This is a genomic window from Methylobacterium sp. 1030, from assembly GCF_040544715.1.
GTDB lineage: Bacteria > Pseudomonadota > Alphaproteobacteria > Rhizobiales > Beijerinckiaceae > Methylobacterium.
Window position 1 is genome coordinate 291,051 of record NZ_JBEPKM010000002.1, and the last position, 14,375, is coordinate 305,425.

The following is a 14,375-nucleotide window of genomic DNA, read 5'->3' on the forward strand; positions in this document are numbered from 1 at the left end:
GAACCCGCGCCTACTGCGGGCCGATCTTCGGGTCGAGGGCGCCGCTGGCGTAGCGCTTGGCCATCTCGGCGACGGAGATCGGGCGGAGCTTCGAGCCTTTCCCGGCGGTGTTGAACTCCTCGAAGCGCTGCTTGCAGAGCTTCGTCATCGCCTCCATGGCGGGCTTCAGGTACTTGCGCGGGTCGAACTCGGAGGGGTTCTCGGTGAGCACCTTCCGGATCTGGCCGGTCATCGCCATGCGGTTGTCGGTGTCGATGTTGATCTTGCGCACACCGTGCTTGATGCCGCGCTGGATCTCCTCGACCGGGACGCCCCAGGTCGGCTTCATCTGGCCGCCGTACTGGTTGATGATGTCCTGCAGGTCCTGCGGCACCGAGGAGGAGCCGTGCATGACGAGGTGGGTCGTCGGCAGGCGGCGGTGGATCTCCTCGATCACGTTCATCGCCAGCACCTCGCCGTCGGGCTTGCGGGTGAACTTGTAGGCGCCGTGGCTCGTGCCCATGGCGACCGCCAGCGCGTCCACCTTGGTCGCCTCAACGAACTTCACCGCCTCGTCCGGGTCGGTCAGGAGCTGGTCGTGGCTGAGGGTGCCCTCGGCGCCGTGGCCGTCCTCGGCCTCGCCCTGGCCGCTCTCCAGCGAGCCGAGCACGCCCAGCTCGCCCTCGACCGAGACGCCGGCCCAATGGGCCATCTTGGTGACGTTGCGGGTGATCTCGACGTTGTAGTTGTAATCGGCCGGGGTCTTGCCGTCGGCCTTCAGCGAGCCGTCCATCATCACCGAGGTGAAGCCGTACTGAATGGCGGTGGCGCAGGTGGCTTCGTTGTTGCCGTGGTCGAGATGCATGCAGACCGGGATGTGCGGGTAGATCTCGACGAGGCCGTCGATCAGCTTCGCGAGCACGACGTCGTTGGCGTACGCGCGGGCGCCGCGGCTCGCCTGGAGGATCACCGGCGAGTCGGTGGCGTCGGCGGCCGCCATGATGGCGAGCCCCTGCTCCATGTTGTTCAGGTTGAAGGCGGGCACGCCGTACTCGTACTCAGCGGCGTGATCGAGGAGCTGCCGGAGGGTGATGCGTGCCATCGTGCGTGTCTTCCCGTTTCCCGTTTCGTCGTCCGCCCGATCGCTGGAGTTGCCGTCAGGCCCTCAGCTGAGCTGTATCGTGTCGCTCTGCCGAGTGCCTTGCTTTCGGTCAATCTCCGACGCGGCGCAGGGCATTCTTTCGGCGGATGATCGGCACCCGGACCGGTTCTCCAGGGCTACGACGGCCTCCGCGATCGCGCTGACACGCGCGTCGAAGCCGCCCGCCATAGCCGGCATCGCCACGCGCCCGGATGCCCTTCAGGATCTCGAAGGTCGCGTTCGCCACGTCGTCACCGATCGACTCGGCCCCCCAGCCGATGGAGGCCGGTACCGTAGATAGGGCTCGGTCGAAGGGGGAGGAGAGCAAGGCGGCCGTCTCAGCCCTTCGCCCGCAGCGCCTCGACGCCCGGGAGGGCCTTGCCTTCCAGCCACTCGAGGAAGGCACCGCCGGCGGTCGAGACGTAGGTGAAGTCCTGCGCCACGCCGGCGTGGTTGAGTGCGGCCACCGTGTCGCCGCCGCCCGCCACCGAGACGAGCTGGCCGGCCTCGGTCCGGGACGCCGCGTGCTTGGCGGCGGCCACGGTCGCGGCGTCGAACGGGGCGAGCTCGAAGGCGCCCAGCGGGCCGTTCCACACCAGGGTCTTTGCCCCGTCGATGGCGGCGTTGATCTCGGCGACCGAGCGCGGACCGGCGTCGAGGATCATGCTCGCGTCCGGCACGGCATCGACCGGCACGGTCTCGTGCGGGGCCTGCGCCTTGAATTCGGTCGCGGCGACGGCATCGACCGGCAGGATGATCCGGCAGCCGGCCTTCTCGGCCGCCGCCAGGATGCGCGTGGCGGTCTCTGCGAGATCCTTCTCGCAGAGGGACTTGCCCACCGCCTTGCCCTGCGCGTGCAGGAAGGTGTTGGCCATGCCGCCGCCGATCACCAGCATGTCGACCTTGGCGACGAGGTTCTCGAGGAGGTCGATCTTTGAGGAGACCTTGGCACCGCCGACCAGCGCGATCACCGGGCGCTGGGGCGATTCCAGGCCCTTGGTCAGCGCGTCGAGTTCGGCCTGCATCTCGCGGCCCGCGTAGGCCGGCAGCCGGTGCGCCAGACCCTCGGTGGAGGCGTGCGCGCGGTGAGCCGCCGAGAAGGCCTCGTTGACGTAGACGTCGCCGTTCGCCGCCAGGGCGTCCGCGAAGGCCGCGTCGTTCTTCTCCTCGCCCGCGTGGTAGCGGGTGTTCTCGAGCAGGAGGACATCGCCGTCCTTCAGGGCCGCCACCGCCTGCGCGGCCGCGTCGCCGACGCAGTCCGCCGCGAACGCGACGCTGCGCCCGAGGGCCGCGCCGAGGGCGGGGACCACCGGCTCCAGCGAATCCTTCGGCTCGCGCTTGCCCTTCGGGCGGCCGAAATGGGCGAGCAGGATCACCTTGGCACCCTGCTCGGCGACCTCGCGGATCGTCGGCGCGACACGCTCGATGCGGGTCGCGTCGGTCACCCGCCCGTTCTCCATGGGCACGTTCAGGTCGACGCGCATGAGGACCCGCTTGCCCTTGAGGGAGCCGGCATCGTCGAGGGTGCGGAAGGCGCTCATGCGGTCTGGTGCGGTCCTGTTCGGGGCGGGGCGGTTACTGCGCGGTGGTGCCGATGGTGGCCCGCTGCGGCAGCAGGCGGTCGAGGTTGAGCCGCTGGACGGCGACCATCAGGACCACGGTCAGGATGGCGGTGATCACGGCGGTGAGGACGAGGGCGCCGGTCCCGGGCAGGCGCCGGGTGCGCTCGGCGAGGCCGCGCATCTCCGTGCGGAGCGCGGCGAGGTCGGACTGGCGGGCGGACTCGTTCATCCGGTTCGCCGCGTTCTCGACCTTGTCCTCGACGCGGGACAGCAGCGCCTCGGAGCGGGCGTACTTGTCCTCGATGCGCGAGCACTTGTCCTCGATGCGCGCGAGCTGATCGAAGAGCTGGTTGGCCGGGAGCGCGTGGGACGGGAGCGCGGAGGCGGCGGGCGCGGCGGTCGCCACGGGAGGTGGTGCGGTCTGGGTGGTGGGCGGCGGCGGAGCCGGCCTGGGGGCGGGCGGCACGGCAGCCGGCCCGCTCGACGTGCCCTGCGAAGCGTCGGTCATCCCTGGAGAGTCCCTGGTTCGAAGAAAGGCCGTCCGAAGAGAGGTGCGGCCGCCGGCCTCAAGGGAGGCGGCGACCGCTGAAGTCCGGCTCAGATGAGCTTGGCCATCGCCACGGCCGTGTCGGCCATGCGGTTCGAGAAGCCCCACTCGTTGTCGTACCAGGTCAGGATGCGCACCAGCACGCCGTCCATGACCTTGGTCTGGTCGAGGTGGAAGGTCGACGAGTGCGGATCGTGGTTGAAGTCGATCGAGACGTTCGGCCGGTCGGTGACGCCGAGGACGCCCTTGAGTGGGCCGGAGGCGGCCGCCTTGATGGCGTCGTTGATCTCCTGGACCGTGGTCGCGCGCTTGGCCGTGAACACGAGGTCGACCGCCGAGACGTTCGGGGTCGGCACGCGGATCGCGGTGCCGTCGAGCTTGCCCTTGAGCTCCGGGAGCACGAGGCCGACGGCCTTGGCCGCGCCGGTCGAGGTCGGGATCATCGAGAGCGCCGCGGCGCGGGCCCGGTACAGATCCTTGTGCATCTGGTCCAGCGAGGGCTGGTCGTTGGTGTAGGAGTGGATCGTGGTCATGAAGCCGCGCTCGATGCCGACGGCCTCGTCCAGCACCTTCGCCACCGGGGCGAGGCAGTTCGTGGTGCAGGAGGCGTTCGACACCACGTGGTGCTCGCCCGTGAGCTTGTCGTGATTGACGCCGTAGACCACCGTCAGGTCGGCGCCGTCGGCCGGGGCCGAGACGAGAACGCGCTTGGCGCCGGCGTCGAGATGGGCCTTCGCCTTGTCCTTCGAGGTGAAGATGCCGGTGCATTCCAGGGCGATGTCGACGCCGAGGTCGCGGTGCGGCAGCTCGGCCGGGTTGCGCACGGCCGTGACCTTGATGCGCTTGCCGTTGACCACGAGGAACTCGCCGTCGACCGCGACCTCGCCGGGGAAGCGGCCGTGCACGGAATCGTAGCGGAGCAGGTGGGCGTTGGTCTCCACCGGGCCGAGATCGTTGATCGCCACGACCTCGATGTCGCTGCGGCCGGCTTCCGCGATCGCGCGCAGGACGTTGCGGCCGATGCGCCCGAACCCGTTGATGGCAACCTTCGTCACGGCGTGACTCCTTCCTGATGCGGCTCGCCGCGCCGGACCTCAGGGGGGCGGTCCGCGGAGCGGTCTCGGCGGCCCGCCATACCGTCCGGGCCGGGCCGGGCGGGATCTGGGCGGGCGGGTTTGAACCTGCGATGAACCGGACCGGGAGAGGCCGGGCTTCCACGCCCGTGACCGTCAATTCGGACGGTGCTGGCTGAGGCCTCGGAACTGTCGCGGACCGGCCCTCCGGCATGTCTCGCGCGGTCCCTCTCGGGATCGCGCGGCTGTCTAGCATGGAGCCTCGACCTGTCAAACGCGTGGCTGTGACAAAGACCTTCGATCCACCGACCAATAAACAGGGATCGCGACGATCCATTCGATCAGCGACCGGATCGGGGATCGAACGCGTTTTCGCGCTGGAATTTCGCCTGCATTCGACGGAAAGCTTCGCGTCGGGATAGACGAAGAACCATGGCCGACGAGACCGAGACCCGTTCCATCGACGACGCCCTCAACCGGCTCGAAGCGGCGATCAACCGCCTCGACGCCGTCGTCCAGCATCACCTCGAGACCGACGCGCAGCCCGACGACCGGGACGCGGAACTCGCCCTGATGGACGAGGACCGGGCCCGGCTCGCCGCCGCCCTGGACGCGGCGAGCGCCCGCCTCGCCACGGTCTCGGCGACGACCGGGGAGGTCGGCCACCGGCTCGACCGGGCCATCGAGACCGTTCAGGATGTGCTCGGACGCGCCTGACGCCACCGCTCAAGCCTGTCGGAGCGACCACCGGAGCGATCCTTGCCGCAGATCAACGTGACCATCGACGGCCGCAGCTACCGCATGGCCTGCGGCGAGGGTGAGGAGGCGCATCTCACCGGTCTCGCTGCCCTCCTCGACGGGCGCATCGGCGAGATGCGCAAGAGCTTCGGCGAGATCGGCGACATGCGCCTGCAGGTCATGGCGGCGCTGACCATCGCCGACGAACTCGCGGAGCTGCGGTCGCGGATCGCGTCGCTGGAGAGCAGCGTCGCGGAGCTGCGCGCTGCCGCCGAGACCGCCGAGCGTGGGCGGGTCGACGATGCCGAGCGGGCGGCGTTCGGGATCGGCCGGGCGGCCGAGCATATCGGGCGGCTCGCCGACGCCCTCGGCGGATCGGCGCCGCGGGCCTGACCCTCTTCGCGCGGGCGGACAGCGCGAGGTCCGACGTCCCCAAGAAGCCGTGGCAGGCCGCGCGCGACGCTCCTAGAGGGGCGCTGCGTCGAACCGGGTCCGCGCCGCCCGGATCGCGCCGTGACGCTCCTCCGCCCATTGCACGAGGCGCGCCAGCGGCTCGAGCAAGGCGGCCCCGAGATCCGTGAGCCGGTACTCGACGCTGGGCGGCTTCGTCGGGAACACCGTCCGCGCGACGAAACCGTCCCGCTCCAGGTCCCGGAGCGTCTGCGTCAGCATCCGCTTCGAGATGTCGGGCAGCGTCCGGAGGAGGGCGCTGAACCGGTGCGGCCCGTCGGCCAGGGCGATGAGGAGCAGCATCGACCACTTGTCGCCGACCCGATCCAGCACGTCCCGCACCGGGCACGCCGCCGGATCGAGGGTGCCGGCCTGCCAGGCCGCGTACTTGGCCGCCAGCTCGGCGCGGGCGAGCGGCACCGCGGTTTCCTTCGAGTAACCTGGTCCCAAAATCCTGCCTCCTTCACCGCGCTGACGGTCTCATCTAGTGACCTTGCTCCGATATTGAACCATGAGGAGCCAGCATGAGCTCGACCAGTCAGCCGACCTACTTCGTGACCGGCGCCACGGGCCAACTCGGCCGCCAAGTCGTCGCGGCGCTTCTGCATCGCGTACCGGCCAGCGCGGTGATGGCCGGCGCGCGCGACACCGAGGGCGAGGCTGCACGGAGCCTGCGAAGCCTCGGCGTCGCGGTCCGACGGGCCGACTACGCGGACCCGACGAGCCTGGACGCGGCGCTCGAGGGCATCCAGCGTCTCCTGCTGATCTCGTCCAGCGAGATCGGCCGGCGCGTGGCGCAGCATCGCAACGTCATCGACAGCGCCAAGCGGGTCGGTGCCGGCCTGATCGCTTACACGAGTGTTTTGCGCGCCGACACGTCGGCCCTCGCCCTGGCCGAGGAGCATCGTCGGACCGAGCATCTGCTCGAAGCCTCCGGCGTGCCGTTCGTGGTGTTGCGCAACGGCTGGTACACGGAGAACTACGCCGCCGGCATCGCGCCGGCGCTCGCCCATGGGGCCGTCCTCGGCTGCGCGGGCGACGCGCGGATCGCTTCGGCGGCGCGGGCGGATTACGCCGCGGCGGCGGCGGCGGTTCTCACCGGCGACGGGCAGGGCGGCCGCGTCTACGAGCTGGCGGGCGACGAGGCCTACACGCTGACCGAGTTCGCCGCGGCGATCGCTGCGGCCGCCGGCAAGCCGGTCACGTACCGCGATCTGCCGCAGGCCGAATACCGCGCGGCGCTGGTCGGCGCCGGGATGCCGGCGGACTTCGCGGCGCTGCTCGCCGACTCGGACGCGGCCGCGGCCCGCGGCGCCCTCAACGACGACACGCGTCAGCTGAGCGCGCTGATCGGCAGGCCGACGACGCCCTACCGGTCCACGGTGCGCGACGCCGTCGCGCGGCTCTGAACCCGCGCCGGCCCGTCACTCCGTCTCGGCGATGTAGCGCCCCAGCGCCGCCGCGGCCCTGAGCATGTGGGCGCGCATGCGACGGGCGGCCGTCTCGCCGTCCCCCTCTGCGATGGCCGACAGGATCTCGCCGTGCTCCTCCCGCGAGCGGCGGATCCGGTCGGCGTGGCGGAGCTGCGTGCGCCGGAACGCGGCCAGCCGCTCGCGGATCGCCAGGGCCTGCTCGGCCATGAAGCCGTTGTGCGTCGCCGTGTAGAGTGCCTCGTGGAAGGCGCGGTTGAATCGGTCGTAGGCGTCGACGTCGCCCGCCTCGACCGCCTTGGCGGATTCCTCGTGGAGCTCCATCAGCTCCCCGCGCTCGAGGGGCGTCATCCGGTAGGTGGCCAGCCGGGCGCACATCGCCTCGATCTCGGCGGTCGTCTCGAACATGTCGGCGATCCGCTGCGGCGTCAGGCGCGCCACCACCACGCCCCGCCGGGGCCGGATCTCCACGAGGCCCGAGGCCGCGAGCTGGCGCAGCGCCTCACGGACGGGCGTGCGCGATGCGCCGTAGCGATCGGCGAGGTTCTGCTCGTCGAGGGCCGTACCGGCCGCGATCGTCCCCGACGCGATGGCGTCGGTGAGCGCGTCGCGGATCCGGTCCGAGAGCAGCCCGCTGTCGATCTTCTGGAAGTCGCCGTGCATCCGCCGTTCCTCGATCGTCCCCTGAGCGGCGCCTGCCCGTCCTCGGGAAGACGATGCGGGACCATACCCTAATCCGCGCGTGCGGATCCGCTGTTCGGCCGGGAAGCCGGTGAGCCGACGCGTCAGCCGACCAGGGCCCGCACCGTCAGGAACAGGATCGACGGTCCGACGAGGCAACCGATGCCGGTGTGGAACGTCGCCGTCAGTGCGCCGTAGGGGACGAGCTTCGGATCCGTCGCCGCGAGGCCCCCGGCGACTCCGCTGACCGTACCCATCAGGCCGCCATACGCCATGGCCGAGCGCGGGTTGTCGAGGCCGATCAGCCGGGCGACCAGGGGCGTTCCGACCATCACCATCACCGCCTTGGTCACTCCGGTGGCGATGGACAGCGCCATCACGGTGGAATCCGCGCCGATCGCCGCGCCGGTGACGGGCCCGACGATGTAGGTGATCGCCCCGGCGCCGATCGTCGTGATCGAGACCGCGTCGTGATAGCCGAAAGCCACGGCGGTCAGGGTGCCGACGATGAACGGCAGGATCGTGCCCAGCGCCAGCGCCAGGACACCCAGCAGGCCCGCGCGCCGCGCCTCGATCACGTCCACCTCGAAGGCGGTGGCGACGATGGCGAAGTCGCGCAGCATCGCCCCGCCCATGAGGCCGATCCCGGCGAGCGCCGGGATGTCGGCGAGGCCCTTCTTCCCGCCCGTGTAGAGCCCGCCGACATAGGCGAGCACCAGACCGAGCACGATCGCGATCGCGGAGCCGTGGACCCGGCCGTTGGTCAGGTGCTTGGCGGCGAAGTTCGAGACCAGGATCAGCGCGCCGACCACCGCGAAGGCGGCCACGAGGCTCTGCTCGACGAAGACGTGCTCGATGCCGTGCCAGATGTCGGGTCCCATGGCGATCATCCCTTCCTGGCGATGGGGTCGGCGTCGCCGTCGATCACGGATCCGCCGTGCTCGACGGGGCCGCCGCCGGGATCGCGCCGGCCGATCCGGCTCAGCAGGGCGACCGCGCCGAAGCACAGGACCAGGGAGCCGGTCGCGGCGATCAGCACGATCGGGCCGCCGCTCACGGCGGCGACGACGTTCTGCTGGGCCGCCATGGCGACCACGATCGGGATGTACATCCCCGCCCAGAACTCGACGCCGAACTGAACGCCCTTCGTCAGGCGGCCCCGGCGGGACAGCCACAGGCGCGCGGCGATGAGCAGGATCATGGCGATGCCGACGCCGCCGACATTGGCCTTCACGCCGAGGGCCAGGCCGAGGAGATCGCCGAGATACACGCCGACCAGCGTGCAGGCGGCGAGCAGGGCGACACCGAGGACGATCATCGGCGTTGCCCCTTCCAGGAAGCGGCTCTTCCGGCCGCATCCGACGGCCGTATGGACGCGTGCGACATAGCGCGTTGCCCTCCCGGATCGGCCTCGGGGGCCGTTGGTGAAAGTATGCAAGATATTGACAGGTGCGCAATCCCGTATACGAAACTGTGATAGAGAAGGGTTTGAGAATACCAGAGCGCCCGCTATATGACGTTCGGTACACCGGTGGGAGCACGCGGATGGGCGAGTGGCGCGGTGAGAGGCAGGCGCGCGACGCGCGGATCGCGGCGGGGCGCGCCCATGCGGACGGCAAGGTCGTGCCGGCCGGAGCCGTGGTCGACCTCCTGGAGGCCATCCTGCGGCCCGGCGACCGTGTCTGCCTCGAGGGCGACAACCAGAAGCAGGCCGACTGCCTCGCCCGCGGCCTGAGCGCCTGCGATCCCGGGAAGGTCCACGACCTGCACATGGTCCAGTCGGGAATCGTGCTGCCCGAGCACCTCGACGTGTTCGAGACCGGGATCGCGAAGCGGCTCGACTACTCGTATTCGGGCCCGCAGGGCGCCCGCATCGCCAAGATGCTCTACGGCGGCCAGATCGAGCTCGGGGCGGTGCACACCTACCTGGAGCTGTTCGCCCGCTACTTCGTCGACCTGACGCCCAACGTGGCGCTGATCGCCGGCGTCTCGGCCGACCGGAACGGCAACCTGTATACGGGGCCGAACACCGAGGACACGCCGACCGTCGTGGAGGCGACCGCCTTCAAGAACGGCGTCGTGGTCGCGCAGGTCAACGAGATCGTCGACGCGGTCCCGCGAGTCGACATCCCGGGCGACCGGATCGACTTCGTGGTCGAGGCCGACAGGCCCTTCTACGTGGAGCCGCTCTTCACCCGCGACCCGGCGGCGATGACCGAGACGCAGATCCTGATCGCCATGATGGCGATCAAGGGCATCTACGCGGAGTACGGCATCAAGCGGCTCAACCACGGCATCGGGTTCGGCACGGCCGCGATCGAGCTGCTGCTGCCGACCTACGGCGAGAAGCTCGGCCTCAAGGGCAAGATCGCCACGCACTGGGCGCTGAATCCGCACCCGACCCTGATCCCGGCGATCGAGTCCGGATGGGTCAAGCAGGTTCACTGCTTCGGCTCCGAGGTCGGGATGGACCGCTACATCCGCGAGCGGCCGGACGTCTTCTTCACCGGCGCCGACGGGAGCCTGCGCTCGAACCGGGCCTTCTGCCAGACCGCCGGCCTCTACGCCTGCGACATGTTCATCGGCGCGACCCTGCAGATCGACCTGATGGGCCATTCCTCGACCATCACCCAGTCGCGGGTGGCGGGCTTCGGCGGGGCGCCCAACATGGGGTCGGACCCGCACGGACGACGCCACCCCTCCGACGCCTGGATGAAGGCCGGCCGCGAGGGCCAGATCGTCGGCGATCCGGCACTGATGCGCGGGCGCAAGCTCGTCGTGCAGCTCGTCGAGACCTTCGGCGACAAGCTGGTGCCGACCTTCGTGGAGAAGCTCGACGCCCTCGAACTGGCCAAAAAGATCGGCCTCGAGCTGGCGCCGGTCATGATCTATGCGGACGACGTCACTCACATCGTCACCGAGGAAGGCATCGCCAACCTCCTGCTCTGCCGCGACGCCGACGAGCGCGAGCAGGCGATCCGGGGCGTGGCCGGCTACACCGAGGTCGGTCGCGGTCGAGACCGGGCGAAGGTCGAGGAGCTGCGCGCCCGGGGCGTCATCCGACGCCCGGAGGATCTGGGCATCGAGCCGCTCGACGCCGACCGCGCACTGCTCGCCGCGAAGTCGATCAAGGATCTCGTGCACTGGTCCGGCGGGCTCTACGAGCCGCCCGCCCGCTTCCGGAACTGGTAGCGTCGCGCGATGACGTATCCGCACCCGAGGAGCCGGCGATGGAATCCCTGACCTTCCGCCACACCACCAGGAAGCCGCTGGCCGGCTCGGCGCCGAGTGCGATCACCGGCGTCGTCGCCTCCGGCAACCTGGAGATCCTGCTGGAGCGGGTGCTGCCGCCGGATGCCTGCGAGGTGGCCATCGAGACCCCGATCGCCGGCTACGGCGACGTCTGGGAGGCGGTGGTGGCCGATTTCGTTGCCCGGGCGCAGCCGGGCGGCCTCCGCATCAGCATCAACGACGGCGGCGCTCGCCCCGACACCGTGTCGCTGCGCCTGCTCCAGGGCGCGCGGCTGATGGAGGCCTGACCATGGCTGCCGACCGCGCCGCGCGCTTCGATCCGGACGCCCTGAGCTGGTACGAGGCCACCGCCCGCCAGCGCGTGCTGGCGCTCACCGATCCGGGAAGCTTCCGCGAGTTCCTGCCGCCAACCGAGCGGCGGATGAGCCCGCACCTGCCGCTCTTCGACCTGCCCCGCGCCTTCGACGACGGTATCGTGGTCGGGAGCGCGCGCCTCGACGGCGACCCGGTCCTGGTCGCCGCCCAGGAGGGCCGCTTCATGGGCGGCGCCTTCGGCGAGGTGCACGGCGGCAAGCTGGTCGGCCTGCTCCGCGCGGCCCTGGAGCTGAAGCCGAAGGCGGTCCTTATCTTGTTCGACACCGGCGGCGTCCGCCTTCAGGAGGCCAATGCCGGCGAGACGGCCATCGCCGAGACCATGCGGGCCATCGTCGACGTCCGCGCGGCCGGCATCCCGGTCGTCGGGCTGATCGGCGGGCGGGCCGGCTGCTACGGCGGCGGCGGCCTCATCGCCGGCACCTGCTCGCGGCTCGCCGTGTCGGAGAGCGGGCGCATCTCGGTCTCCGGCCCCGAGGTGATCGAGACCAACAAGGGCGCCGAGGAGTTCGATTCCCGCGACCGCGCTCTGGTCTGGCGGACCATGGGTGGCAAGCACCGTCGTCTGATCGGGGGCGCCGACGCCTTCTGCGCCGACACGGTCGCGGCCTTCCGCGCGGCCGCCCGCGACCTCGTCGGCCGAGCGCCGGCCTTCGATCTGGCGACCTTGGACGCCGAGCAGGCGCGCCTGAAGGCCCGGATCGAGCGATTCGGCGATTGCCGCGACGCCACCGAGGTCTGGGCGCGCCTCGGCGTGAACGATCCCGACGCGGTGCCGGCGATGGACACGCCCGCCTTCGACGAGACCGTGGCCCGGAGCCCGGAGGCCGACCATGACGCTCGCTGAGATCCTCGCCTCCCTGTTCCCGCGAGGACACGCGGTGGCGGTGCGCGACGGCCTCGTGACCGGGACCGGCCCCTTCGCGGACGGCCGGATGCACGTGGTCGGCGTCGACGGCGACACGCCCCTGGGCGTCGACGGGGCGCTGGTCCTGTCGCGCGCCGTGCTCGACGCCGTCCGGGTTGGCGACCGCGCGCCGATCCTCGTGGCGGTGGATTCCGACAGCCAGCGCATGAGCCGCCGCGACGAGTTGCTGGGTCTCAACGAGTGCCTCGCGCATCTCGCCAAGGCGCTGCTCCTCGCGGACCGGGCGGGCCATCCGACGATCGGGTTGATCTATGGCCACTCGGCCGCCGGCGCCTTCATCGCCACGGCCCTCGCGACGCGGGTCCTCGCGGCCCTGCCCGGGGCGAACCCGAGCGTGATGGACCTGCCGTCCGTCGCCCGGGTGACCAAGCTGCCGCTCGACACGCTGAAGGACATGGCGAAGTCGACGCCCGTCTTCGCGCCCGGCCTCGACAACATGGTGGCGACCGGCGCCGTCCACGTGGTTCTAAACCCGGACCTGTCCCTGGAGGGCCAGATCCGCGCGGTGATCGATACCCTGCCGGCGGAGGATATCCGCGACCGGCTGGGCGCCGAGCGAGGCGGTCGCCCGGTCGCCCGCACCGTCGCGGCGGCCGTGGCCGACCAAGCCCGTCTTGGCTGAGCCGTTCCGACGCCACGACCTCGTCCGGGTCGATCCGGCGGCCTGGGCGGCGTGGCGCGCGGACCGGCCCGACCTCGGCGCCGTCCCCCATCTCGACGGCTGGGCCGCTGCGGGCCGGCCGCTGATCGTCCGCCGCCGCGTCCCCGGAGAGACCGGCGACGCGGTGCCGCTCGGCCTGCCGCTGCCGCCCGCGGACGGCAAGCGGCGGATCGGGCTAGCGCTGCCGGCATCGGCGCTGGCGCCCGCACCGGTGGTGACCCTCGCCCAGGCCGCCACTCGCGCGCCGGCGGCCTGGGGCCCGAGCCTCGACGCCCTGACGGCGCTCGGCCGGCGGCACGGCCTCGTGCCGCGCCCCTTCGGCAGCCTGCTCTGGCAGGCGGTCACCGGCCTAACCTACCTGAGCGCCAGCTCCGATCTCGACCTGCTCTGGCCGTGCCCACCACCGGTGCCGGTCAACCTTCTCGACGGCATCGCCGCCGCGGCGGAGACGGCGCCGATGGGCATCGACGGCGAGATCCAGTTGCCGGACGGCGCCGACCTGCACTGGCGCGAGCTGCGCGACGCGCCGGAGGACGGCTCGGTGCTCGCCAAGAGCCTGGACCGGCTGGTCCTGCGGCCGGTCGCGGGCCTGAGGGGCGCGCCCCCGGCATGACCCTCGCGATCCTCCTCTCCGGCCAGGGCGGCCAGCACCCGGCGATGTTCGACCTGACGGCCGATCATCCAGCCGCCCAGGACGTGTTCGCGGCCGCCAGACCGCTCCTCGACGGCGCCGACCCGCGCGACCTGGCGCGCGCCGGCGGCGACACCCTGACCGCCAATCGGACCGGCCAGATCCTGTGCTGCGTCGCCGCCCTGGCGGCGTGGCGGGCCCTGGTCGGGGCGATGCCGGACCGGTCGATCGTGGCCGGGTACAGCATCGGCGATCTCGCCGCCTGGGGCGTGGCCGGACGCCTCGATCCTGCGGACGTCCTCGCCCTGGCCGCGCGGCGCGCGGAGGCCATGGATGCCGCCTCCGGCGCGGGGTTCGGGCTGGCGGGCGTCCGCGGCCTGAGCCTCGACAGGCTCGCGGATCTCGCGGCGCGCCACGGCTGTCACCTCGCCATCCGCAACGCGGCCGACAGCGGCGTCGTCGGCGGTCCGCGCGCGGCGCTGGAGGTGCTGTGCCGGGAGGCGACCGGCGCGGGCGCGCAGCGCGCCGTGGTCCTGCCCGTTCACACGCCGTCGCACACGCCCCTGCTCGACGCCGCGACGGTCGCATTCCGGGACGCGCTCGCCGCGGTGCCGCCGCGCCGCCCGCCGCCCGGAGCGCCCCGGCTGCTCAGCGGGCTGGACGGGAGCACGGTGTTTCGGGATGCCGAGGGTCGCGGGAAGCTGGCCCTCCAGATCTCGCGCACGATCGACTGGGCCGCCTGCCTGGAGGCGTGCCGCGAGTACGGCGCGGACCGCGTCCTCGAGCTCGGGCCGGGCCACGCCCTCGCCACCATGGCCCGGGCCGCCCTCCCGGCGGCGCGCGTCCACGCCGTCGAGGAATTCCGCTCGCTCGACGGCGTGGCGGACTGGCTCGCGCGACCTTAGCCGTGCCGCACTGGGGCCGCATGAC

Annotated in this window: 17 protein-coding genes; 9 read left to right on the forward strand and 8 right to left on the reverse strand. The window is 71.6% G+C overall.

Features of this window, described 5'->3' with window-relative positions; genetic code table 11:
• Positions 1-10: 10 nt before the first annotated feature.
• From fba to gap, 4 genes are all read right to left on the reverse strand, one after another.
• Positions 11-1,081, reverse strand: coding sequence for a class II fructose-bisphosphate aldolase (fba, locus tag ABIC30_RS03785; RefSeq protein WP_020091526.1), 1,071 nt, complete (start codon positions 1,079-1,081; stop codon positions 11-13).
• A gap of 377 nt (positions 1,082-1,458) precedes the next feature.
• A complete protein-coding gene (locus tag ABIC30_RS03790) occupies positions 1,459-2,661 on the reverse strand; it encodes a phosphoglycerate kinase (RefSeq protein ID WP_020091528.1) in 1,203 nt (400 codons plus the stop codon).
• Between the two features lie 34 nt (positions 2,662-2,695).
• Positions 2,696-3,190 carry a hypothetical protein gene (locus tag ABIC30_RS03795; protein WP_026604681.1) on the reverse strand — a complete coding sequence of 165 codons (495 nt, stop codon included), beginning with the start codon at positions 3,188-3,190 and terminating at the stop codon, positions 2,696-2,698.
• Between the two features lie 89 nt (positions 3,191-3,279).
• Positions 3,280-4,284, reverse strand: a complete 1,005-nt coding sequence (gene gap, locus ABIC30_RS03800) for a type I glyceraldehyde-3-phosphate dehydrogenase (protein WP_012317185.1) — start codon at positions 4,282-4,284, stop codon at positions 3,280-3,282.
• 450 nt (positions 4,285-4,734) lie between these two features.
• On the opposite strand from gap, the gene ABIC30_RS03805 reads away from it, so the two are divergent.
• Positions 4,735-5,019 carry a DUF4164 family protein gene (locus ABIC30_RS03805; RefSeq protein ID WP_020091530.1) on the forward strand — a complete coding sequence of 95 codons (285 nt, stop codon included), beginning with the start codon at positions 4,735-4,737 and terminating at the stop codon, positions 5,017-5,019.
• Positions 5,020-5,061: 42 nt separating this feature from the next.
• Complete coding sequence (locus ABIC30_RS03810) at positions 5,062-5,433, forward strand: cell division protein ZapA (RefSeq protein ID WP_020091531.1); 372 nt, start codon at positions 5,062-5,064, stop codon at positions 5,431-5,433.
• Between the two features lie 72 nt (positions 5,434-5,505).
• Here the strand turns inward: ABIC30_RS03810 and ABIC30_RS03815 are convergent, their stop codons facing one another.
• Complete coding sequence (locus ABIC30_RS03815) at positions 5,506-5,940, reverse strand: winged helix-turn-helix transcriptional regulator (protein ID WP_026604682.1); 435 nt, start codon at positions 5,938-5,940, stop codon at positions 5,506-5,508.
• A gap of 74 nt (positions 5,941-6,014) precedes the next feature.
• Here ABIC30_RS03815 and ABIC30_RS03820 point away from each other — a divergent pair, with 74 nt between their 5' ends.
• Complete coding sequence (locus ABIC30_RS03820) at positions 6,015-6,899, forward strand: NmrA family NAD(P)-binding protein (RefSeq protein WP_020091533.1); 885 nt, start codon at positions 6,015-6,017, stop codon at positions 6,897-6,899.
• Positions 6,900-6,914: 15 nt separating this feature from the next.
• On the opposite strand, the gene ABIC30_RS03825 is transcribed toward ABIC30_RS03820, so the two are convergent.
• The 3 genes from ABIC30_RS03825 to madL all read right to left on the reverse strand — a co-directional run bounded on the left by ABIC30_RS03825 (position 6,915) and on the right by madL (position 8,919).
• Positions 6,915-7,583 carry a GntR family transcriptional regulator gene (locus tag ABIC30_RS03825; RefSeq protein ID WP_020091534.1) on the reverse strand — a complete coding sequence of 223 codons (669 nt, stop codon included), beginning with the start codon at positions 7,581-7,583 and terminating at the stop codon, positions 6,915-6,917.
• Positions 7,584-7,705: 122 nt separating this feature from the next.
• The gene (gene madM, locus ABIC30_RS03830; RefSeq protein ID WP_026604683.1) at positions 7,706-8,470 is read right to left on the reverse strand and encodes a malonate transporter subunit MadM; all 765 of its coding nucleotides are present in this window, start codon (positions 8,468-8,470) and stop codon (positions 7,706-7,708) included.
• Between the two features lie 17 nt (positions 8,471-8,487).
• Positions 8,488-8,919, reverse strand: coding sequence for a malonate transporter subunit MadL (gene madL / locus ABIC30_RS03835; RefSeq protein ID WP_042671878.1), 432 nt, complete (start codon positions 8,917-8,919; stop codon positions 8,488-8,490).
• 227 nt (positions 8,920-9,146) lie between these two features.
• On the opposite strand from madL, the gene mdcA reads away from it, so the two are divergent.
• The 6 genes from mdcA to ABIC30_RS03865 are packed head-to-tail and all read left to right on the forward strand — an operon-like array spanning position 9,147 to position 14,350.
• Positions 9,147-10,793, forward strand: a complete 1,647-nt coding sequence (gene mdcA / locus ABIC30_RS03840) for a malonate decarboxylase subunit alpha (RefSeq protein ID WP_020091537.1) — start codon at positions 9,147-9,149, stop codon at positions 10,791-10,793.
• Between the two features lie 38 nt (positions 10,794-10,831).
• Positions 10,832-11,140, forward strand: coding sequence for a malonate decarboxylase acyl carrier protein (gene mdcC, locus ABIC30_RS03845; RefSeq protein WP_042671880.1), 309 nt, complete (start codon positions 10,832-10,834; stop codon positions 11,138-11,140).
• 2 nt (positions 11,141-11,142) lie between these two features.
• Entirely contained in the window at positions 11,143-12,072 is a 930-nt protein-coding gene (locus ABIC30_RS03850; RefSeq protein WP_020091539.1) for a biotin-independent malonate decarboxylase subunit beta, read from the forward strand.
• Complete coding sequence (mdcE, locus tag ABIC30_RS03855) at positions 12,059-12,775, forward strand: biotin-independent malonate decarboxylase subunit gamma (protein WP_020091540.1); 717 nt, start codon at positions 12,059-12,061, stop codon at positions 12,773-12,775. The genes ABIC30_RS03850 and mdcE overlap by 14 nt, the downstream gene beginning before the upstream one ends.
• Entirely contained in the window at positions 12,768-13,427 is a 660-nt protein-coding gene (gene mdcG / locus ABIC30_RS03860) for a malonate decarboxylase holo-[acyl-carrier-protein] synthase (RefSeq protein WP_020091541.1), read from the forward strand. The genes mdcE and mdcG overlap by 8 nt, the downstream gene beginning before the upstream one ends.
• Positions 13,424-14,350, forward strand: a complete 927-nt coding sequence (locus ABIC30_RS03865; protein ID WP_020091542.1) for an acyltransferase domain-containing protein — start codon at positions 13,424-13,426, stop codon at positions 14,348-14,350. Before mdcG ends, ABIC30_RS03865 begins: the two co-directional genes overlap by 4 nt.
• Positions 14,351-14,375: the final 25 nt, after the last annotated feature.